The sequence below is a fragment of the Candidatus Methanoperedens nitratireducens genome (genome assembly GCF_000685155.1).
Classification (GTDB): domain Archaea; phylum Halobacteriota; class Methanosarcinia; order Methanosarcinales; family Methanoperedenaceae; genus Methanoperedens; species Methanoperedens nitratireducens.
In genome coordinates, this window is record NZ_JMIY01000002.1 from 147368 (window position 1) to 167301 (window position 19934).

Sequence of the window (19934 nt, forward strand, 5' to 3'; positions counted from 1 at the left end):
AACGATCGGCCTAACTTAAAAACATGCCTTTAATTCCATTAGATATAAAAGTAACAGCTATAGCCGCAAGGAAAAGCCCCATCAGTCGTGTCAATAACAGTGTACCTGTTACTCCAACTACCTTATTAAAATAATCAGAGAACCAGAAAATTAAAAAAGTAATGGCAAATGTAACCAGGATAGCGAATATCACCATCAGTTTTAGATCAATATGTTCTGCTCTTTCCATAAACAGGATAATTGTTGTAATTGCCCCCGGTCCTGTTAACATGGGCATTGCCATCGGGAAGACTGATATATTTTCCCTGTGCACTGCATCCGATAGTTCCTCGGATGTGATGCTCTCCCGCGTAATTCTTGCAAATAGCATATCCATAGCTACAAGGAAAAGCAATATTCCTCCTGCGATTCTCAGTGAATCTGTTGTGATATCAAAGAATCTTAATATAAGTCCACCTGATATCGCGAAGATGATCGCCATGACGCAGGCAATTGATACGGAACGCTCTGCAACATGGCGCTTATCAGCCTGGTTCATATTCGAGGTTACAGAGATAAAAGTCATCACACCGGTGACAGGATTGACTATTGAGAATATGGCCGTAAATGCAGAAATGAAAAATGTGATATCCGAAGTAAGATCTGGTGCCATTATTGTTTTGATCACTATTCTGTTTAGATGCTATTGAACATTTTGGTCGTAGTGATCAACTACCCCGTCAGGCATAAGGAACTGAGATCCATGCTGCCAAAGAAAAAAATACAGAGGAGCAGCATGAGTATCAGCTATAAATTAATTCTTGTATCTTCTTGAAATAAACAGTATTCCAAGCAGCCCTGACGAGACAAGGACGACTGTACTTAGCTCTGGAACCGGGGGTATTGGCCCGCCACATGGAGAGTATTCATCACCATCTGATTTTAATATAGTTATTATGCCAGGATCTGCCGAAATTAGATTGCCGCCAGTTACTCCACTCGCACTTACGTTATAGGTTCCTGGCTTTATGCTGTATAAAATCCCATGCTTCAGAGCGCCGGGTGAAACGCAGTTAAACCAGACCTTCCAGGTTTTACCATCCAGCGTTGTATTTTGCTCTCCAATCGTACCATTGAACTGGTAGGCCAGAGCATTGGTAGATGCATTCCAGAGGATTATACTCCATATATCGCCTTCCTTAAATTTCTGAAACATTACTTTGTTCTCGTCATCATCGATCTCGATCTTTTCACCTGCTGCCATTGATGGGATCGCAGTTGCTGCAACCAGGATCAACAATGCTACTGTTACTACTCTTATTTTCATATTTCCTCCTTTTTTATTACAGAACTGATTTTTTTCTCTGTTCGTTTTTATTCACCACGTCACCACGCGTTTTTACAGAGAAGGTAATCATCAGCACGTTTCCCTTTATCCGACAGGTTTATACTTGTGGATCCCAAAAATAAGCAGTGCTGACTGCCTTTTTAGTTGGTCAATGCATGTAGCTGGCCTTATGCATAATTTACCCTGCCAGCTACCTAGTGCTCTTTTAATTATCTTCTCTGAGCCACTTAAGATTATTGCAATATATAAGCTTTTCCACTGTGTATAATTGTTTACAATGATGGTGATAATGATGAATGCGTGGATCGAAAGGATTGTAATTGGAGTACTACTTACGTATGCCAATATATTCCCGCAGGTCGGCAATTCCAAGCTTCTTTGTGAGCTTATATAACTGAAAGTTCTGGAACCATTGTATTATCTGTTTGTAAATTAGGAGAAATGGACCCGGCGGGATTCGAACCCGCGGCCTTTGCGTTGCGAACGCAACGATCTACCCCTGATCTACAGGCCCCGTAAAATAATATGATACACAGGAAGTAATATTTCTACATCCTGCCAAGTTCTATCACAGATACACTTTCTACCCCATTTACTTTACTGAAGGCCTCTTCGACTTTCTCAGTTCCACCTTCAATGTCGCCTACTCTAACTACTACCATGAGGGCTTTTAGACCAAAAGCAACTGGTTCCTCAGTGAATCCGTGCAGTCGTGCCCCCTTTGGAATTACTTTTTCAAGGTCGTCTTTAAGCTTATTTAAATCAACGTCCATACCAGAGGGCATTACTCTTATTTTAGCTGCTACTTCTCCCATCTTCTTCACGGCCCCTCAAATCCACACACAGGGCATTTATAAGGATTGTTCTGATGCCTGCAGCTAATACATCTTCCAAGTTCTGTTCCACACTGCGGGCATGGAAATCGCGCATAACCGCGCTCAATAAGATTTACTCCGCACGATACACATTTTTTTGCTTCAACTCTAGCCATAATATTCTCCTTATGTCTGGACTTTCATAGAATCAAAAGTTATTAAATCTATCCTTTTATAAGTGTCCCGATTGAATAGCCCACAAAAGCATTTATCAATCTACCGGGACAGCTTCCGTTAATTATCTCGCAGTTCATCTTATTTCTTATGAGAAAATGAGGAAGCTGTGCATCCACGCATGTCTGTATACCTGTAATCTCAGATGCCTGAATCTCTTCTTTCAATGTTCCACTGATATATATCCCATCCACATCAGTTGCTTTAATAAACCTGGCTTTAAGCCTGAGTGCGACCCATGCGGCTATAGTATCAGAGGTTACATCCCATGTGTGCGGCAGCTCATCCTCTTTTTTCAGGAGATTGTACGGCAGAAGAATGCATACTCCATCAACAGCGCCAGGATCATAAATCAGCCTTACCCGGGTTCCATCACCCAGGTAATAGCCGTATTGTTCCATTGCAAGTATTGCCATCCAGTGAGATGCTTCCTGCGAAGCATTCACTTTTCGTACCATATCGGCGAAGATCGAACCTCCTGGTACTATCAGTATTCTCTGCCCGCTTGCATGTGAGTAATCGGTTATCTCTTTTACAAGCCATTTTGCACAGTGTATCAGGCTCCCGCCTATTTTTACAACTATCATGAATTTTTAGTAAAACGGCAGTGTTTAAATATGTAACGGGAGTATAAAACGAATACAATGAGGACTATAGACTGGGACTATAAGAAAAACAGTATTACCATGACAGATCAAACCCTTCTTCCAGGGGAATATAAAGTGATCGAGTGCAGCACGGTTGATTCTTTGTGCGAGGCCATAAAGCGCCTGCGCGTGAGGGGAGCACCTGCTCTTGGAGCTGCAGGAGGGTTTGGTATAGCCCTGGCTGCTTTTAAAAGTAATGCATCTTCTCTCAATGAATTGATGGACGATATCGAGAATGCCGGCAAAACGATCATCGCTACAAGACCTACTGCCGTGAATCTTTCATGGAGTGTTAACCGTGTTATCAGTGCAGTCGAGGATGCAAGGAATATAAAAGAAGCAAGGATGTTCATCCTCGATGAAGCAAAAGCCATAGCTGATGAGGATGTGGAGAAGAATATGCGGCTGGGCGAATATGGCGCATCATTACTTGAAGACGGCGATACTGTCATGACCCACTGCAATGCCGGCAGGCTTGCCTGTGTTGACTGGGGGACGGCCCTTGGCGTTATCCGCTCTGCACGCGCTGAAGGAAAGGATATAAAAGTTATCTCATGCGAAACCCGACCCCTGAACCAGGGGAGCCGCATCACCACCTGGGAGCTGGTCCAGGATAAGATTCCGGTTACCCTTATTACAGACAGCATGTCGGGCCATGTGATGCGAAAAGGCATGGTTGATAAAGTGATCGTGGGAGCTGACAGGATCACACAGGATGCAGTGTTTAACAAAATAGGGACTTATACACATGCTGTCCTTGCAAAAGAGCATGATATACCGTTCTACGTGGCTGCACCCGTCTCCACGTTCGATTTTGAGCGCATGGAGGATGAGATCGAGATCGAGCTAAGAGACCCTGGCGAGATGAGATATTTCGGAAGCCATCAGATAGCACCGCTTGATGTTGAGGTGTATAACCCTGCATTTGATGCCACTCCAATGGAGTATGTGAGCGCAATAATCACTGAGAATGGTATCTTCTACCCACCGTTTTTGATTGATGAAGTCAGGATATAGTAAACAGAACCGCAGATACACACAGATGGTAGAGTAATTTGAGATCTTACTGATATGTTTTGTAGAATCTCCTTTTATTCCGCTTCCTGCATCCTTGAAAGCGTAGCCTTTATCTCCGCTATCTCGCCTCTGAGTTCGCTGACCTCGTGCATGAACATCTCACGGAAGTCATCCCGCACCAGATGAATTTCCTCCTTGACCTCCCTGAACCCTGTTTTCATATCAGCGAATCCCTTTTCAGTCACTTTTATTAAAGAATCCTGCTTTTCCAGCATTTTATCCTGCCCTTCCAGCATTCTCAAAAGTATTGGGATGCCCTTTCCCCACTGTTCCATCTGGAATGCCTGCATCACGCGCTCTATAGGCGGAACTGTGCTCTTATATCCTTCAAAAGATATATCTTCTACAATAGCCTCTTTGGGAGTAAAAGTGAGAACAAAATTTTTAAATTCCTCGATTACTTCGTCACCAGCTTCAATGATTGCTATTACTGCCTGAGTGCTGTTGATATACGTATTGAACGTATTAAAGTTATTTACACCTAGAGAAAGGGCTTTATTGACAAGCAATACTCTGTAACCAGCATCATGCACCTTACTGCCTTTAATTGTAAATCTAAGTTTTTGCATTTATGTACCTTCGTTTTTATTAATCTGTGATTCTATATGTAATTTGCTGCATCGTAGCCAGCGCCAATTTTTAATATAATCAACTACATTGTTAATCTGGGAGAAACATAAAATGAAAAAATGGTACCATGACTATGGACTGCAGGCCCGCATGATATTGACCATGTTCCTGCTTGCCGCACTCTATCTTTTCTTTCTGGTTATTTTGTCGGCATATGGAGGGGTCGGTACATTCTATCTAATTATTTTTGCAGGATTTTTCCTGTTTATCCAGTTCTTCTTATCAGATAAGCTTGTGCTCTGGAGCGTTGGGGGACGTGTTGTGAGTGAACAAGAGGAACCGCGCCTTCATGAGACAGTGTCAAGACTCTGCGCTATAGCTGATCTTCCAAAACCAAAGATCGCTGTTGTGAACAGCAATGTTCCCAATGCCTTTGCAACGGGAAAGAGCAAAGGAAGCGCAGTTGTGGCAGTCACCACTTCCCTGATGCAGCGGTTAAACCAGCCCGAGCTTGAGGCCGTGCTTGCACATGAGCTGAGCCATGTCAAGAATCGGGATATGGTCGTCATCACTATTGCAAGCTTTCTATCCACTGTTGCCTTTTTCCTTGTACGGAACATGCTGTTTTTCGGAATGGGCGGGCGTGATCGAAGAGGCGCAGGCGCTGCGATAATAGTATGGGTGGTCTCAATTGTGGTATGGATTCTGAGTTTTCTTCTCATCCGTGCTCTCTCAAGGTATCGTGAGCTCTCAGCAGACCGCGGTTCGGCAATAATTACAGGTCGTCCCTCGCATCTTGCCTCAGCCCTGATGAGAATAAGCGGGCTCATGGAACGCGTACCATCACGCGACTTAAGGGAAGTGGAAGGTATGAAGGCGTTCTTCATTATCCCTGCGATATCAGGTGAGTCGGTGATGGATTTTTTCTCAACGCATCCGCCAGTAGAGAAACGTATACGTGCGCTTGAGGAGATGGAGAGGAGGATGGAGTTTTAAATGGGTCTCCTGGATACGCTGCTTGGCAGAAGCAAACTCCCAAAACCAAAACCTGATAGATTGTTTGCAATGTCCACAGCCTACATCACGCTTAGTACCAATCTTAACCTGATATCAAAAGGCGCAGGCATCTGTTTTAGACCTATTGAAGCTTCAAGGTTCAGGAATGCCCAGATCGAGATAAGTGAATTGCTTCAACGAAGCTGTCAGGAGACGAATACCACCTATAAGATGCAGAAGGATTCGTATGGATACCTCTGGGTTATATTGAATGATGAACATTTTGAGGATCTTGTAGCCACATTATACCTTGTGAGCCAGACACTGGCAGAGCACGGGTTTGATGAGCAGCTTCTGTGTGCTGTTTTTAAATTCGGGAATGAATCTACGGTTTACTGGATATACAATTATAAACAGGCAAGATTCTACCCATTCGTGCCAAAAGGAAAACAGAGGGACTCTACCTACGAGTTCAGGCTTCGCTCTGTTATGGATAAAGAGCTTCCTATTGAGAAGGATGTAGAGCGGTGGTATCCGTTGTGGGATATACCTGTATAGCATAACTATGAGCTGCATATTATTCTTTGACGGTGCGTGCAGGGGTAATCCAGGGCCTATGGCTATAGGAGTTGTTTTGTTCAGGGACGGAAAGAAGGTAAAAGATCTCTCAAAATTCCTGGGCACAGGGACGAACAATATCGCAGAGTGGAGCGCATTGATTGAGGGGTTAAAGCTTGCAAAGGATCATGGGTGCAGGGAACTGGAGGTGAGGGGGGATAGCCAGTTGATCATAAGACAGATCACAGGGAAGTACAGGGTAAGAAGCAGTAATCTCATGCCATTATTCCATGAGGCAAAAAAATTAAGTAATAGCTTTGAGAGATTGAGGTTTAAATGGATAACAAGGGAAGAGAACATCTATGCCGATGCTCTGTCGAATAAATCTTTATTCTAAAGCTGCTTCAGTTAAAAAATTAATGGTGCGCCTCTTTCTTCTCAGCTTCGCGCCTCTGTATTGATTCTTCGCATGCCCCAAGACAGCTCTCGCAAATAGCCTTACTGATCGCCCTGTGGTAAGGCTCCTGGAAGATCGGTACACTGACCTTAACCTGGAAAAGAGGTGCATTTTTTATGCCGCACAGATCGCACTTCTTTGCTCTTATAGGTACCCTGTTAAGGTTTGCCTCATGACAGCTATGAAGGCACTCCTCATTAATGCCCCGCCATGTACCTGTAGGGTACGCTGATGAAACACTCGGGTCATTCACTTTTACAGGGCACAGGGTGGGTCTTGAAACGCCGCACAAATTACAATCTGCCATTTAAATCACACTCCTAGCACTTTTGCTGCATCCATTGCCATCTGGATAAAGGGCTCAGGATATACACCTATCCCTATCGTCCCTATCAGGGCCAGTACAATCGCTACCACATAAGGGGTAGGCTCCTTTATCCTTTCTCCGGCGGGAGGCAGTACATACATGTACCTTATAACACGGGCGTAGTAATAGATGGACAGCGCGCTGTTTAATATGGCCACGATCACAATGAACAGCATCCATCCGCTTGCCTGTATCACAGCATCAACAGTGATCGAATAGAAGATCACGAACTTTCCGATGAAACCTGCAGACGGAGGAATACCGGCAAGGGCAAGGAGAAATACAAGCATTGCGAATGCCGTAATCGGGGCGCGTTTTCCTAATCCTGCAAAATGCTCAAGATCATCCGTGTTCTTTACATTCCTGTTATCAGATAGAACCATGTAACCGACAACTGCAACCGCGATAAACGCACCGCCCTTCATCAGGGCATGGCCCAGAGCCAGTAATATACCTCCGCCAATTGCCATCTGAGACATCTCAGGAGTGATGGCAACGAATGCCAGTGATATGTAACCTGCCTGAGCAATAGAAGAATAGGCAAGCATTCGCTTGATGCTTCTCTGCGATATCGCTACAATATTACCGTATGTCATCGTAACTACTGCAAGAACTGCAAACGCAAGCTGGATATCAGCACGCATTGCCACCAGGGCAAGCACAAGAACCTTGAAGGCGGCAACGAATCCCATCTTTTTCGAGCCTGCTGCCAGCAGGGCGGAGACCACAGTCGGTGAGCCCTCATATGTATCCGGAGCCCACATGTGGAACGGAACAAGCGCCATCTTAAAAGCAAATCCTGCAACAAGGAACAGCATTGCGACTATATTAATCGCGCCGGTCGCCGCCTGAGGATTGGTGGTGAAAAACTCAATGATTCCTGGAATACTTGTATAACCTGTTATACCGTACACCAGTGACATACCGAACAGCATCAATGCCGAGGAGAGCGATCCTATAACAAAATATTTCAGTGCAGCTTCCAGGGATGCAGGGTTCCTCTTCTCAAAACCTGCAAGCACATACGTTGCCATGCTGGCAAGCTCAAATCCAACAAACAGTGCAACCAGATCATTGGCAGATGCCACAACCATCATTCCAACAGTAGCAAGAAGAAGTAATGCATAATACTCATCCTGGTTGCGGCTGCCTTTGAAGTATGTGACCGATGCTATTACAGCCAGTAATGATACTACTGCGAATATCAATTTGAAGATCTGCGATAGCGGGTCAACCACAAAAGCATCATAGAAGAAACTTCCCTCGCCTTTTATGGCCAGAATAAATACGATCGAAGCCAGAAGTCCGCCTGCGCTCAGATATCCCAGCAGGTTCTTGGACCTATCACTGATCATAAGTCCCAGTAGTACTATTACCAATGCCAGGGATATCAGCAGTAGTTCTGGAAGGAGCAAAAGATAGCTCATGTTATCACTCCTCTCAATACAACAAACTCCAATAATTGTTCTGCGTTTGTAGTCATCATATTAAGTACAGGACCGGGATTGAGCCCGAAGAATATTACCAGCAGTACAAGTACGGACATGGAGACCATCTCATAACTGGCTATATCATGGATATGCCCCAGTTTCTGGTTATAGGTACCGAACACAGCTCTTTGCATTGCCCAGAGATGGTAGCCTGCAGTGAACACGATTCCAAAGAGGGCCAGTATCACGAACGTGGGTAGTGTGAAGTATGAGTTAACAAGTACCAGGAACTCTGCAATAAACCCGCTCATGCCCGGCAGTCCAAGCGATGCAAGGAATCCTGCCAGCATAAGGAAGGTAAGTCTTGGCATATGTTTGGCTATGCCCCCGAGGTCACCTATGATTCTTGTGCCTGCTGAGTGCTGGATCACGCCGCATGACATGAACAGGATGCCTGTAATAAGCCCGTGAGAGAACTGCTGGTACATTGCCCCGCTTACAGACAGCGGAATGAGGGCTGCTGCACCCAGCATGACAAAACCCATATGACTGATGCTCGAATACGCCACCATCTTCTTGAGGTCGCGCTGTGCAAGGGCAAGGAATGTCCCGTAAAGTATGCTCAGAACACCGATTATTGCCATCAGACTTATCAATATGCCATGAGAATCGGAATATGGAAGAATTGGAAGTATTATCCTGAAAAGACCATATCCTCCCATCTTAAGCAAGAGCGCGGCGAGTATGACACTGCCGGCAGTGGGTGCTTCCACATGCGCATCCGGTAACCATGTATGGAAAGGCACAGCCGGCATCTTTACGATAAAACCAAAGAGCAGTGCCAGGAATATCGCATCTTTCAACGTTATTATATCCTGTATCAACCAGCCATCCATTACCTGGTAATTTTTCAGTAAATGGAAAATATCAAAATTCGGGGTTCCTGTTATACTCAATGCATTGAAGTAAAGGGAAAAGATCGCAAGGAGCATCACAAGGCTTGCCACATGTGTATATATAAAGAACTTTATCGCCGAGTAGTCCTTCCTTGGCCCTCCCCAGATGCTGATAAGGAAATACATGGGAATCAGCACAACCTCCCAGAATATATAGAACACAAAGAAATCAAGAGAGGTAAAGACTCCAAGAACTCCTACCTGCTCAAGCAGTATCAGGCCGTAGAAGCGGTTTGCCTGTTTTGTCTCACCCCAGGCAAATATTATTGTGAGCGGGATGATTATATTCGCTAAAAGCACAAGCGGCAGCCCTATACCATCAAGACCGAACTTCAGATTAATTCCAAGGCTGCTGATCCATACATACGATTCTCCAAACTGTATGGTTGGAATCGAGCTGTCAAAACGCATGAATAGCAGCAGAGATAGAACAAGCGAGAGTCCTGATGCCAGAATTGCAACTATCCTTGCCTGTCCCCTGGTCCTTGTCAGAAACGTAAGAATTGCTCCGATAAGAGGGATTATTATCATCAGTGAGATTAGACCAGACATTTACATACCTCCTATTTTAAGCAAAAGTATCAGCAGACCTACTCCTAAAAGAGTAATAGCAGCATAGTTCTGTACCACCCCTGTCTGCAGTTTTCTTATAACTTCGCCAACCTGGAATAATGTGCTACTGATGATATTATCGATCACAAGTCCATCGATTATCTTTCTGTCCACAAACTCACCAGACTGAGCAGCGACATCATGAGTCAATTTAACACCTATTATATCTGCTGATAATCTGGGCTCATAATACCTGTTTATCAACAGCTTGTACAGCGGGTTTTCAGATGATACGATTTTACTCATATCCAGCATCCGCCTGTGATATATCATATACGATATCACGATACCGAGCACTCCCACAATTACAGGCAGCATAATTATGATCGCAGACGGATGGAGTGCCTCACCCTCATGTCCTGCTATTTCTACACCCATGAGCTCAAAGTTAGTCTCAAGATAAGGATAGAATCCAGATTGAGAGAAACCGAAGAAAAGGGCAAATACAGCCAGGATCATCAATGGAAGCGTCATTATATTCGGGGATTCGTGAGCGCGACGCTCAGAACGCGGTTTTCCTGTAAATGTCATGAACCACAGCCTGAATATATAAATGGAGGTCAGGAGTGCTGCCAGAATGGCAAAGCCGTAAAATACCCAGCCCCAGCCGCCTGTTATTTCTCCATATTCAAACGCCCCTTCTATGATCATATCCTTGCTGAAGAAACCTGCCGTACCTATGTTAATGAAGGGAATACCGATTCCTGCAAGGGCGAGTGCTGCTATCAGCATGGTGATTGCTGTTATCTTCATCTTGCCAAATAACCCGCCCATCTCGCGGATATCGTTTGTGCCCACTGCATGGATAACACTTCCCGCGCACAGGAACAGCAGTGCCTTGAAAAATGCATGACTTATAAGGTGGAACATGGAGATACCAACAGCTTTGGCTCCGATCACCGCGCCTGCTGTGCCGAGTGCGAGCATCATGTATCCCAGTTGACTCACTGTCGAGTAAGCAAGCACCCTTTTAATATCGTTCATAACAAGTCCCATTGTGGCGGCGAACAATGCCGTGAACCCGCCGACAATGGCCACGACCAGAAGTGAATCCGGAATACCATGGACCAGTGAATCAGGTGTAGCCACAAACATAGGGAACGTCCTTGCGACAAGGTACACGCCTGCAGTAACCATCGTTGCTGCATGGATCAGTGCGGATACCGTTGTTGGGCCTTCCATTGCATCGGGCAGCCACCCATGAAGCGGGAACTGACCGCTCTTGCCAATAGCACCGCCGAAGAACAGTAATGTTATAAGAGTTAACTGTCCGGAATCAATGTACGGTATTGCCTCGAACATGGTTTTGAACTGAAGGATAAAGTTACCTGATTCAGGGGTTAGCGCACGACCTGCTATAAGCTCGCTCATGTTGACATAGAGCAGGACGATCCCTGCAAGGAATAGTACATCACCTACCCTTGTCACAAGAAATGCCTTCTTTGCTGCGGCTGCTGCTGAGGGCTTATGGTACCAGAAGCCGATCAAGAGGAACGAGCATACTCCAACGATCTCCCATGCAATGAAGAACTGGAGTATGTTATCTGATAGCACAACGGCAAGCATGGCTGCTGTGAAGAGCGATGTTTCTGCAAAATAGCGCGGCTTTGCAGGATCATGTGCCATATACCCTACAGCGTAGATATGGATGAGCAGGCTCACGAACGAGACCATAAGGAGCATTACCACTGCAAGAGGGTCGATCAGTATGCCTATATTCAGGTTCGCAAACCACGGCCATGACTGCTGGACTACCCCACCAGGATAGATCTCAAAGAAGATCCCGAGTGAGATGATAAACGATCCTGCAATGGCAGCAATCGGGAGCGGTGCCCCGCCTGAATAGAGTTTCTTACCCAGGAAAAGCGTCAATACAAATGCAAGTACAGGTAATAGTACAATCGCTGCTGCGTAATCACTGAACATCCTACCACCTCAAAATATTGATATTATCAAGATTGATCGTATCGCGTATCCTGAACAATGCAATAAGTATCGCAAACCCTATTGCTGCTTCTGCTGCTGCTATAGCTATTGAGAATAAAGCAAATACCTGACCTGTGGCACTGCCGTTAAAGCTTGAGAATGCAACAAGGTTAATATTCGCGGCATTCAGCAGGAGTTCTATACACATGAGGATCTTAATTCCGCTCCTCTGCGTGATTATCCCGTATGAGCCAATGGTAAATATGATGATTGCCACCAGAAGATATGAATATAGATCTGCCATCAGAATGCCTCCTTTTTAGCTATGTACAGGGCGCCGATTAAGGCAGTAATCAGTAGCAGTGCGAGTACTTCAAATGATAGTATAAAATCGCTGAATATCCCGCCCCCTATATCCGGACCGCCTGCTATTTCCTCAACGCCGATATGGATTGCTTCCTCTTTACCTGACCAGATACTATAGCTATCATCGACTGCTATGAAAAGTACAGAAAACAACAATAATGCAACTACTAAATTTAAGATTTTAGTTAGCATGTTCATCTTCTCCTTTTCCGGTTAGCATTATGGTGAACAATATAAGTGTCACAACAGCTCCTACATAGACAAGCACCTGTACCCAGGCTACAAACTCTGCCTTAAGAAGAATGAAAAGCCCGGCTGTACCTATGAGCGAACCTGCCAGGTACACAGCGCTGTGTACTATTTTTTTGGATAGAATGACCATAATCGATGAAAATATAGTGAAAATCGAAATTATCAAAAATACAGTGTCTACCATTTTTCGCCTCTCTTAAACAATAATCTATCAGGACCATACACCACACTCTCCCTGGTATAGTCCGCCAGTTCATAATCCTGGGTCATTTTAATAGCATTCATCGGACAGGCATCAACGCATAGCCCGCAGAACATGCACATTCCGAGGTTAAGCTCGGGAAACCATCTTCCTTTATACTTGACTATCCTTATCGTGCTGTTCGGGCAATTTACTTCACATATCCCGCAGCCTATACAGGCATCCTCATCAACTGCATGCCGCCCTCTGAACCTTGGTGCCAGTTTCATTCTCTCATAAGGATACTGAACTGTTACAGTAGGCCTGTCTCCAATATGTAGAACATGCTTTAAAGTAACAACGAGCCCCATTATTATACCCGTCATTGTCCAGTTCTTGCTCATCCAGGCCATCAGATCACCCCGGCAGTCACAAGGAACCCTGCTACAAGCAGGTTCAATAAAGCCAGAGGCACCATGATCTTCCAGCCTATATTAAGTAATTGATCGATCCTCATTCTCGGGACCGTATCTCTTAACCACATCGTGAAGAATATCACAGCATAGGTTTTTATCAGGAAGTATACCAGTGAAGTTATCTGAACAGGGATAAAAGGAATCACCGGCCCGTTCCATCCGCCGAGGAATAATGTAACTACTATTCCTGAGACAGCAAATAGATGAGCATATTCTGCAAGGAAGAACATAGCAAATTTCATTCCACTGTATTCTGTAAAGAAACCGGCCACAAGCTCTGATTCAGATTCCTGGAAATCAAATGGTATGCGTCCCAGCTCGGCAATGGAAGCGATAAGGAATAGAACAAAACCGATTGGCTGAAGGAATATGAACCACTTCGGGATGATCCCGAACCAGTAATCCCCCTGGGCGTTGACTATATCCACTGTGCTGAGGGAGCCAGTAAATATGACCACCGCAATAGCCGCAAGAGCGAGCGGTATGGTATAGCTGATATCCTGGGCGACTGCCCTCATTGCGCCCAATAGTGAATACTTATTATTAGATGCCCATCCTGCAAGTAGAACAGCTATAGGCGATACTGCTGAAATCGCAATGATATAAAGTAATCCTACCCTGAGATCAGAGATGATCAGGGAATTCCCAAAAGGAATAGGGATGAATATAAGGAGTGCAGGTACAAAAACAATAAACGGCGCAAGCGTGAATATCCATCTATCAGCTTTTGCGGGAATAATATCCTCCTTTCCAATTAGCTTGATCCCATCCATAACAGGCTGGAGAAGCCCGCGGGGTCCTGTGACCATGGGTCCATACCTTACCTGGACCAATGCAACCACTTTACGCTCCATCCATGTCAGGAACATCACAGTAACCAGTACAAAAGCAAAGAGTACTGCTATCAATACAGATACGATCAAAATTTTTAAAACATACGCCATCCCAAAGATTTCGAACAGATTATATATCTGATCGTAAACACCTATTGCAGTTAAAATATTCACTATTAGCTCGTAAGCGTTTGTCATTGTATCACCTGTCCACATCGCCAAGAACTACATCAATACTCCCAAAAGCAGCTATCAGATCAGGAATTTTTAATCCCCGCACCAGCTGGGGTATGGCTGCAAGGTTACAAAAAGAAGGTGAGCGTATCTTGATCCTGTAAGGTTTGGTTGTGCCGTCACTTACAATATAAAAACCTAACTCTCCCTTTGGCGCTTCAATCCTGCTGTAAACTTCACCCGCAGGTGGTGTGAATATCCTCGGAAAATAAGTTTGAGCTGTATATGGCGCTCCTGTCATCGGAATTATTCCATACTTCTGAGTGGCTATGATGGACGATTCAGGCATGTTATCGATTAGCTGTCTTAAAATATGAAGGCTTTCCCTCATCTCATCTATCCTGACTATGTACCTGGCATAGCTGTCACCTTCGCTGCGTACGCATACTTTGAAATCGAGATCCGGGTATATGGAGTATGGCTCCAATCTCCTTATATCGTAATTTACACCAGAGCCCCGAAGCGTCGGACCTGTCATGCCATAATTGATAGCTTCTTCCGCGCTTATCGTCGCAATGCCCTTCATTCTCATGAGGAATATCTCGTTATTGTTGATTAGCTGTTCGTAATCAGCTATGCGTTTTTCCATATCTTCTATGAATTCTTTGAGCTTTGGTATGAAGCCATCAGGCAGGTCTTCTCTCACTCCGCCAATCCTCATATAACTGAAAGTCATCCTGGCACCGCAGAGCATCTCGAATAGTTGAAGAGCTTTCTCCCGTTCCCGAAAACCCCACATCATCATTGTGGATGCGCCAAGGTCCATTAAGAGAGAACCGATAGCAACAAGATGATTCACTATTCTGTTTAGCTCCATTACAAGGACACGGATGTACTCAGCCCTCAGTGGAACCTCTATATCAGCAAGCTCCTCCACTGCCTTAACATAAGCATAGTTGCTTGGCATAGCAGAGACGTAATCCAGTCTATCGGTATATGGGATGAATTGCAGATAGGTCTTCATCTCAGCCAGTTTTTCTGTTCCTCTGTGTAGATAACCGAGAACAATCGTACACTCCTTGATTATCTCTCCATCCATCCTTAATTTGAATCTGAGCACGCCGTGCGTACTGGGATGTACAGGCCCCATGTTTATGAGAAGTTCTTCTGTCTCCAAGTTACTTCCTCCTCAGCAGGTTTGATCCATCTGTACTTACTATATCTTCCCCATCTTCCCCGATAGTCACGAACTGCTCCGTATCCATGTCATAATCCTTCCTGAGCGGATGTCCATTCCAGCCCTCAGGTAGCAGTATCCTTACAAGATTGGGGTGTCCTGCGAACTTAATCCCTACAAGGTCGTATGTTTCCCTCTCCAGCCAGTTTGCTCCCTTCCAGAGTGAAGTAAGCGAATCCACTTCAGGATTATTATGATCTAGAATTACCTTTAGCACAAGGTTCTCTTTTTTCTTATAGGAAAAGAGATTATAGATTACCTCAAACCGATCTGTATAATCTATCCCGGTAATCACAGAGAGATGATCAAAACCCATCTCTTTTACTTTCGCGGCAGCAGCTAGCAATTCCTCTTTTTTAATAACAGCAAGGGGCTTATCGACCTGCATACCTGTACTCATGACAGAACCTGGAAGCGCCTGTTTCAATTCTTCTGCCGGGTTCATAAAGCGATACCTCGCTTTATTTTCCTAAAGTTTTTCATTTATTAATCCCCCATTTTGCTCCGTACCCCTCATTCTTGATCTTTTCCCTCAACTGGATTACTCCATATAACCAGGCCTCGGGTCGGGGCGGGCATCCGGGGATATATACATCAACTGGTATGATCAAATCCACGCCTTTTAGAACTGAATATGATTCATGGTAGGGTCCACCTGTGTTTGAGCAACTGCCTACCGATATTACCCATTTGGGCTCAGGCATCATCTCGTACAGTTGTTTGACCCTGGGCGCCATCCGTTTTGTCACTGTACCGGCGACGAACATCAGGTCTGCCTGCCTCGGGCTTGCCCTGAATATTTCCATTCCGAAGCGCGCAATATCATGGTGCGCCATAGCCACACCCATCATCTCGATAGCGCAGCAGGCAAGACCTGAGGTAACAGGCCAGAGCGAACTCAAGCGCGCCCAGTTAAATATCTGGTCAACTGTTGTTAGAAGGATCAATCCTTTTCTATCTTTTGCAGAAAGAACAGTATGAATAAGCCCTGTATCCTCCAGTTTTTCAAGTGCCGTCTGCGGCTTCTTTTTAATTGTACTGATTTTTGTTGTATCAATCGTTACTGGGTCCACTCTAGTGCCTCCTTTCTCCAGGCATATGCAAGACCGATTATAAGTATCTCTATAAAAATAACCATTTGAAAGAACCCGGGAGCTCCGAGGTTTTTAAGCTGTACAGCCCATGGATATAAGAACAAAATCCCGACATCAAAAATAAGGAAAACAATTACAATCATATAATATTGTATATTAAAATGAATCCTTGTATCTCCCACAGGTACCTCAGCACATTCATATGTAGTTAATTTCTCTTTAGTCATGTTGCTTGGCCTGACAATTCTTGACATGAATAAAGAGACGGCCACGAACACAAAGCCTATAACCGTAAGTATAGCTATCGGTAAATAATTATCAAAAAATGCATTTGATGGCATTTGATTCACCTGTTATGTTAGTCGCTCTAAAAGGATTATTGATATAAAAAGCTTATGAAATCATCGCCATGATGGTAATTAATAATCGTAATCAATAACTCCGTAGCGTACTCACACTCCTGCACATTTGAATTATTTGTTTTTTCATTTACCTGATCAATCAAGATATTTTCAGTAATTGGAGCAGTCCTCATTCAATTCTCCATCCTTTTCATTCAATTCTCCATCTTTTTATATAACTAACAGCCCTGAGGATATTAAATTTTTGGTTCGTACAGGTACGAATTGAGTAAAACGGATACTTTTAATCCGTGCGTATCAGTGTCATCCGTGCAATCTAAGCGTAAGGTTCTTAAATGATACAGGACTGAAAGAAAATTCATATAGCGCACCAAATGAGGGTTGATCTTGATAAACATAAAAGATCTATTTAATATTAGAATTGGCAACATATCCCCCAAAAATCCGATTGCTCTTGCCCCTGTGGCCGGTATAACGGATAGTAAATTTGCATCCAGATTCAAAAATGCCGGTCTGGTTATCTTAGGCGGCTATAACCTGGACGACAGGACAAATAAAGCAGCACTTAAAGAAATTGCACGGGGCAGAAGTGAGTTTGTATCTGATGATCCAATGGAATTTTTGAGATCCGAGCTTGAGGCCACGGAAGGATTGACAACGATAGCTGTTAATGTTCGTGCCGCAGCGATAGAACCTTTTATTGAGGCGGCACGTATAACTAAAGAATTCGATGCAATACTTGAAATAAACGCACATTGCAGGCAGCCTGAGATGCTTGATCTGGGAGTTGGAGAGGCATTATTGAAAGATCTGCCAAGACTCTGCGATTATATCAGAGAGATAAAGAAGACAGGAGTTGTGCTCTCAGTTAAAACAAGGGCAAACGTGGTGAATGATGTTGAACTCGCAGTGTCGATCAGGAATGCCGGGGCTGATATCATACATATCGATGCTATGCAAACTCAGAATGATATGAACGCTCATGGCGCTATGCATATTCATAATGCTATGAATACTCATATGAATACTCATAGTACTATACATACTCGTCATACCCGTGGCACCATACATCAGCAGGGTATGGATACAGGAGTTATAAAGCGCATCCGCAACTCAACTGATCTATTTATAATCGGCAACAATTCTATCGTGGATTTTGAGAGTGCAAAAGAGATGTTCTCACATGGTGCAGATATGGTATCTGTTGCGCGTGCAGCTCTCTCCAATCCCGGTACCATTGATTACCTCGTGGATGAGGTCTGCTCACTCCAGTCCCTGACAGGCTGGTACAATGCACCAAAGCATATATGCGCAGGGGGAGACTTAAGAGCGCTTGCTTTTTGCTGTCTTCCTGTTAAACCGTGTGCCCTCCACAGTGCACTAAAGCAGGCTGGCATAAGCGCCGAAGAGTTCATGAGGATCAAGATAGATTTTGCCCGCAAAACACCTATTGAGTATGGAGAAGGAACATGCTTCGGAAGCATGACCTGGTGCTGCAAGATAACCAAGCCCTGTTTCCTGAGGGATGGGGTGCTTGAATACACAGGGCTTTCTGATGTTGAGTATATGCATATAAAGAAAAGGTTGTCTGAACATATTCTGAAGCACAGGAAGAAATGATAGTGAATACTATTTATTTTTTCTTACCCGGTGCAGGGATGGATTATTATGTATATACAACCTGTGACATTACGTTAAACTCCGCCTGTGGCGGCGCATCCTCAGGGGTCTGGGGTCGCAACCCCAGCGCCATAAAGCTGATCTTGGCCAAAAGTGTTAATAGCACGCTCATCTGCGGTTGATATCTGATATATCAGCCCTGAATTAACTTTAATATCTTTATTCCCAGTTCAATGCATTCCATCTTCTCTTTAACCCTCTGGAGATCCGTTTCACTTTCAAGACTTATGGCTATGCTATGAACTTTATTCCTTGTTAATGTAGCGATCTGATCATAATCCGCCGTCCCGGGTTCTTCTGCAGATCTGATCTCGGGCCTGGCTTCTCTCTGCTCTGCCGCTCCTTTTGTTGTTTCCGATTCTCTTGTTATCTCTGGTTCTTTTTTAATCCTCGCTTCTTTACTTATTTCCTGTTTTTCTTTACCTATTTCCTGTTTCCTAATTTCCTGTTCTTCTTTACTTATTTCCTGTTTCCTAACGTCTTGTTTTCTAACGTCCTGTTTCTCCTGGAAACTGCATACAGGGCAGAGTACCTTTCCCTGATATCTGAACAGCGGCGCTCCACATTCATGATGCGTAGCCAGCATGGTACCTCCTTTCTCAAGGAGTCTTGTTATCATCTGTATTTTCCTGTCTTCATCTATTTCTGACACTGTATCACCGAAAGTCTTTTCATGCAAGAGTCTAATTATGCACGGCCTCTTTTATAAAGGTAGCCCGGAGTGATAACCGTGTCGGAAAAACCAACCGAAATTATAAAGCAATGCGTTAATACGCTCGATCGGATCATCAATGATGATTCTGTCCCAAGAAATATCAGACGCAATGCAGATAATATGAAAAACATACTCATAAACGAAAAAGAACTTCCATCAATAAGAGCCGCAATGGTAATTTCCAAGCTTGACGAAATAGGTAATGACCCAAATGTACCAATCCATACAAGGACATTAATCTGGGGCCTATCAAGCCAGCTAGAGACAATCCCTGTGGATAGATGAACAGATATTGAATATAGCCTGAACAATAAGAACATCAAAGTGATCATAACTATCATATAAAAATGATCACACCTACCCCATTATTTCATCTGGAAAACTAATTCAGTACCATTTTATAGTGCAAACGTATTTTTCTTGGAATAGATAATAAATCGATAAGTAAACCGATAAGTAAACCGATAAGCGCTGATATATAGGATGCAATGTGGAATGGATTGCTATCTTGATTTTATCACGTAACAGATTATCAGTAGGATTATCTATCAAATATCAGTAGGATTATCTATCAAATATCAGTAGGATTATC

26 protein-coding genes and 1 tRNA gene are annotated in these 19934 nt (G+C 44.1%); 6 read left to right on the forward strand and 21 right to left on the reverse strand.

All coding sequences use genetic code 11. The annotated features are described in order from the left end of the window. Nucleotides 1-10: 10 nt before the first annotated feature. The 6 genes from ANME2D_RS04595 to ANME2D_RS04615 form a co-directional block, all read right to left on the reverse strand. Nucleotides 11-652, reverse strand: a complete 642-nt coding sequence (locus tag ANME2D_RS04595) for a MarC family protein (RefSeq protein WP_048089427.1) — start codon at nucleotides 650-652, stop codon at nucleotides 11-13. Between the two features lie 141 nt (nucleotides 653-793). After that, nucleotides 794-1306, reverse strand: a complete 513-nt coding sequence (locus ANME2D_RS04600) for a hypothetical protein (protein ID WP_048089428.1) — start codon at nucleotides 1304-1306, stop codon at nucleotides 794-796. Between the two features lie 463 nt (nucleotides 1307-1769). Then, nucleotides 1770-1841: transfer RNA gene (locus ANME2D_RS04605), tRNA-Ala, on the reverse strand. Nucleotides 1842-1875: 34 nt separating this feature from the next. Beyond that, nucleotides 1876-2142 carry an elongation factor 1-beta gene (locus ANME2D_RS04610; protein ID WP_048089429.1) on the reverse strand — a complete coding sequence of 89 codons (267 nt, stop codon included), beginning with the start codon at nucleotides 2140-2142 and terminating at the stop codon, nucleotides 1876-1878. Nucleotides 2143-2147: 5 nt separating this feature from the next. Then, nucleotides 2148-2318 carry an HVO_2753 family zinc finger protein gene (locus ANME2D_RS17285; RefSeq protein WP_081810137.1) on the reverse strand — a complete coding sequence of 57 codons (171 nt, stop codon included), beginning with the start codon at nucleotides 2316-2318 and terminating at the stop codon, nucleotides 2148-2150. Between the two features lie 48 nt (nucleotides 2319-2366). Beyond that, nucleotides 2367-2963: an amino acid kinase family protein gene (locus ANME2D_RS04615; RefSeq protein ID WP_048089430.1), complete on the reverse strand. Its 597-nt coding sequence runs from the start codon at nucleotides 2961-2963 to the stop codon at nucleotides 2367-2369. 57 nt (nucleotides 2964-3020) lie between these two features. On the opposite strand from ANME2D_RS04615, the gene ANME2D_RS04620 reads away from it, so the two are divergent. Then, a complete protein-coding gene (locus ANME2D_RS04620) occupies nucleotides 3021-4040 on the forward strand; it encodes an S-methyl-5-thioribose-1-phosphate isomerase (RefSeq protein WP_048089431.1) in 1020 nt (339 codons plus the stop codon). A gap of 74 nt (nucleotides 4041-4114) precedes the next feature. On the opposite strand, the gene ANME2D_RS04625 is transcribed toward ANME2D_RS04620, so the two are convergent. After that, nucleotides 4115-4669: a hypothetical protein gene (locus ANME2D_RS04625; protein ID WP_048089432.1), complete on the reverse strand. Its 555-nt coding sequence runs from the start codon at nucleotides 4667-4669 to the stop codon at nucleotides 4115-4117. A 112-nt stretch (nucleotides 4670-4781) separates the two neighbouring features. Here ANME2D_RS04625 and htpX point away from each other — a divergent pair, with 112 nt between their 5' ends. Genes htpX through ANME2D_RS04640 form a run of 3 tightly spaced genes read left to right on the forward strand, consistent with a single transcriptional unit; the run spans nucleotide 4782 to nucleotide 6621 of the window. Continuing rightward, nucleotides 4782-5666, forward strand: coding sequence for a zinc metalloprotease HtpX (htpX, locus tag ANME2D_RS04630; RefSeq protein WP_048089433.1), 885 nt, complete (start codon nucleotides 4782-4784; stop codon nucleotides 5664-5666). Continuing rightward, nucleotides 5667-6224, forward strand: a complete 558-nt coding sequence (gene pspAB, locus ANME2D_RS04635) for a PspA-associated protein PspAB (protein ID WP_048089434.1) — start codon at nucleotides 5667-5669, stop codon at nucleotides 6222-6224. A gap of 7 nt (nucleotides 6225-6231) precedes the next feature. After that, the gene (locus ANME2D_RS04640) at nucleotides 6232-6621 is read left to right on the forward strand and encodes a ribonuclease HI family protein (RefSeq protein ID WP_048089435.1); all 390 of its coding nucleotides are present in this window, start codon (nucleotides 6232-6234) and stop codon (nucleotides 6619-6621) included. 19 nt (nucleotides 6622-6640) lie between these two features. Here ANME2D_RS04640 and fpoO read toward each other — a convergent pair whose 3' ends face one another. Genes fpoO through ANME2D_RS04705 form a run of 13 tightly spaced genes read right to left on the reverse strand, consistent with a single transcriptional unit; the run spans nucleotide 6641 to nucleotide 16926 of the window. Further along, complete coding sequence (gene fpoO, locus ANME2D_RS04645; RefSeq protein WP_048089436.1) at nucleotides 6641-6988, reverse strand: F420H2 dehydrogenase subunit FpoO; 348 nt, start codon at nucleotides 6986-6988, stop codon at nucleotides 6641-6643. A 5-nt stretch (nucleotides 6989-6993) separates the two neighbouring features. Beyond that, a complete protein-coding gene (locus ANME2D_RS04650; RefSeq protein ID WP_048089437.1) occupies nucleotides 6994-8475 on the reverse strand; it encodes an NADH-quinone oxidoreductase subunit N in 1482 nt (493 codons plus the stop codon). Next, nucleotides 8472-9986 (reverse strand): complex I subunit 4 family protein, encoded by a 1515-nt coding sequence (locus tag ANME2D_RS04655; RefSeq protein ID WP_048089438.1) that lies wholly within the window; start codon nucleotides 9984-9986, stop codon nucleotides 8472-8474. The genes ANME2D_RS04650 and ANME2D_RS04655 overlap by 4 nt, the downstream gene beginning before the upstream one ends. After that, nucleotides 9987-11972 (reverse strand): NADH-quinone oxidoreductase subunit L, encoded by a 1986-nt coding sequence (nuoL, locus tag ANME2D_RS04660; protein ID WP_048089439.1) that lies wholly within the window; start codon nucleotides 11970-11972, stop codon nucleotides 9987-9989. 1 nt (nucleotide 11973) lies between these two features. After that, nucleotides 11974-12276: a F420H2 dehydrogenase subunit FpoK gene (fpoK, locus tag ANME2D_RS04665; protein ID WP_048089440.1), complete on the reverse strand. Its 303-nt coding sequence runs from the start codon at nucleotides 12274-12276 to the stop codon at nucleotides 11974-11976. Next, nucleotides 12276-12530 carry a hypothetical protein gene (locus ANME2D_RS04670; protein ID WP_048089441.1) on the reverse strand — a complete coding sequence of 85 codons (255 nt, stop codon included), beginning with the start codon at nucleotides 12528-12530 and terminating at the stop codon, nucleotides 12276-12278. Before ANME2D_RS04670 ends, fpoK begins: the two co-directional genes overlap by 1 nt. Then, nucleotides 12520-12774 carry an NADH-quinone oxidoreductase subunit J family protein gene (locus ANME2D_RS04675; RefSeq protein WP_048089442.1) on the reverse strand — a complete coding sequence of 85 codons (255 nt, stop codon included), beginning with the start codon at nucleotides 12772-12774 and terminating at the stop codon, nucleotides 12520-12522. The genes ANME2D_RS04670 and ANME2D_RS04675 overlap by 11 nt, the downstream gene beginning before the upstream one ends. Then, entirely contained in the window at nucleotides 12768-13184 is a 417-nt protein-coding gene (locus tag ANME2D_RS04680) for a NuoI/complex I 23 kDa subunit family protein (RefSeq protein ID WP_052368570.1), read from the reverse strand. The genes ANME2D_RS04675 and ANME2D_RS04680 overlap by 7 nt, the downstream gene beginning before the upstream one ends. After that, nucleotides 13184-14278: an NADH-quinone oxidoreductase subunit NuoH gene (gene nuoH, locus ANME2D_RS04685; RefSeq protein WP_198527351.1), complete on the reverse strand. Its 1095-nt coding sequence runs from the start codon at nucleotides 14276-14278 to the stop codon at nucleotides 13184-13186. The genes ANME2D_RS04680 and nuoH overlap by 1 nt, the downstream gene beginning before the upstream one ends. Nucleotides 14279-14282: 4 nt before the next feature. Then, entirely contained in the window at nucleotides 14283-15431 is a 1149-nt protein-coding gene (locus tag ANME2D_RS04690; protein ID WP_241763304.1) for an NADH-quinone oxidoreductase subunit D, read from the reverse strand. A gap of 1 nt (nucleotide 15432) precedes the next feature. Further along, nucleotides 15433-15936: an NADH-quinone oxidoreductase subunit C gene (locus ANME2D_RS04695; protein WP_198527352.1), complete on the reverse strand. Its 504-nt coding sequence runs from the start codon at nucleotides 15934-15936 to the stop codon at nucleotides 15433-15435. A 34-nt stretch (nucleotides 15937-15970) separates the two neighbouring features. Then, nucleotides 15971-16564, reverse strand: coding sequence for an NADH-quinone oxidoreductase subunit B (locus ANME2D_RS04700; protein WP_277812905.1), 594 nt, complete (start codon nucleotides 16562-16564; stop codon nucleotides 15971-15973). After that, on the reverse strand, nucleotides 16552-16926 hold the full coding sequence (locus tag ANME2D_RS04705) for an NADH-quinone oxidoreductase subunit A (protein WP_048089443.1): 375 nt from the start codon (nucleotides 16924-16926) through the stop codon (nucleotides 16552-16554). The genes ANME2D_RS04700 and ANME2D_RS04705 overlap by 13 nt, the downstream gene beginning before the upstream one ends. A 408-nt stretch (nucleotides 16927-17334) precedes the next feature. Here ANME2D_RS04705 and ANME2D_RS04710 point away from each other — a divergent pair, with 408 nt between their 5' ends. Further along, nucleotides 17335-18567 (forward strand): methanogenesis marker 9 domain-containing protein, encoded by a 1233-nt coding sequence (locus tag ANME2D_RS04710; protein WP_320408804.1) that lies wholly within the window; start codon nucleotides 17335-17337, stop codon nucleotides 18565-18567. A 193-nt stretch (nucleotides 18568-18760) separates the two neighbouring features. Here ANME2D_RS04710 and ANME2D_RS04720 read toward each other — a convergent pair whose 3' ends face one another. Next, the gene (locus ANME2D_RS04720) at nucleotides 18761-19279 is read right to left on the reverse strand and encodes an Sjogren's syndrome/scleroderma autoantigen 1 family protein (protein WP_198527353.1); all 519 of its coding nucleotides are present in this window, start codon (nucleotides 19277-19279) and stop codon (nucleotides 18761-18763) included. A gap of 78 nt (nucleotides 19280-19357) precedes the next feature. Between ANME2D_RS04720 and ANME2D_RS04725 the strand changes: the two genes are divergently transcribed. Beyond that, on the forward strand, nucleotides 19358-19627 hold the full coding sequence (locus ANME2D_RS04725) for a UPF0147 family protein (RefSeq protein ID WP_048089446.1): 270 nt from the start codon (nucleotides 19358-19360) through the stop codon (nucleotides 19625-19627). The last annotated feature ends 307 nt before the right edge of the window (nucleotides 19628-19934 follow it).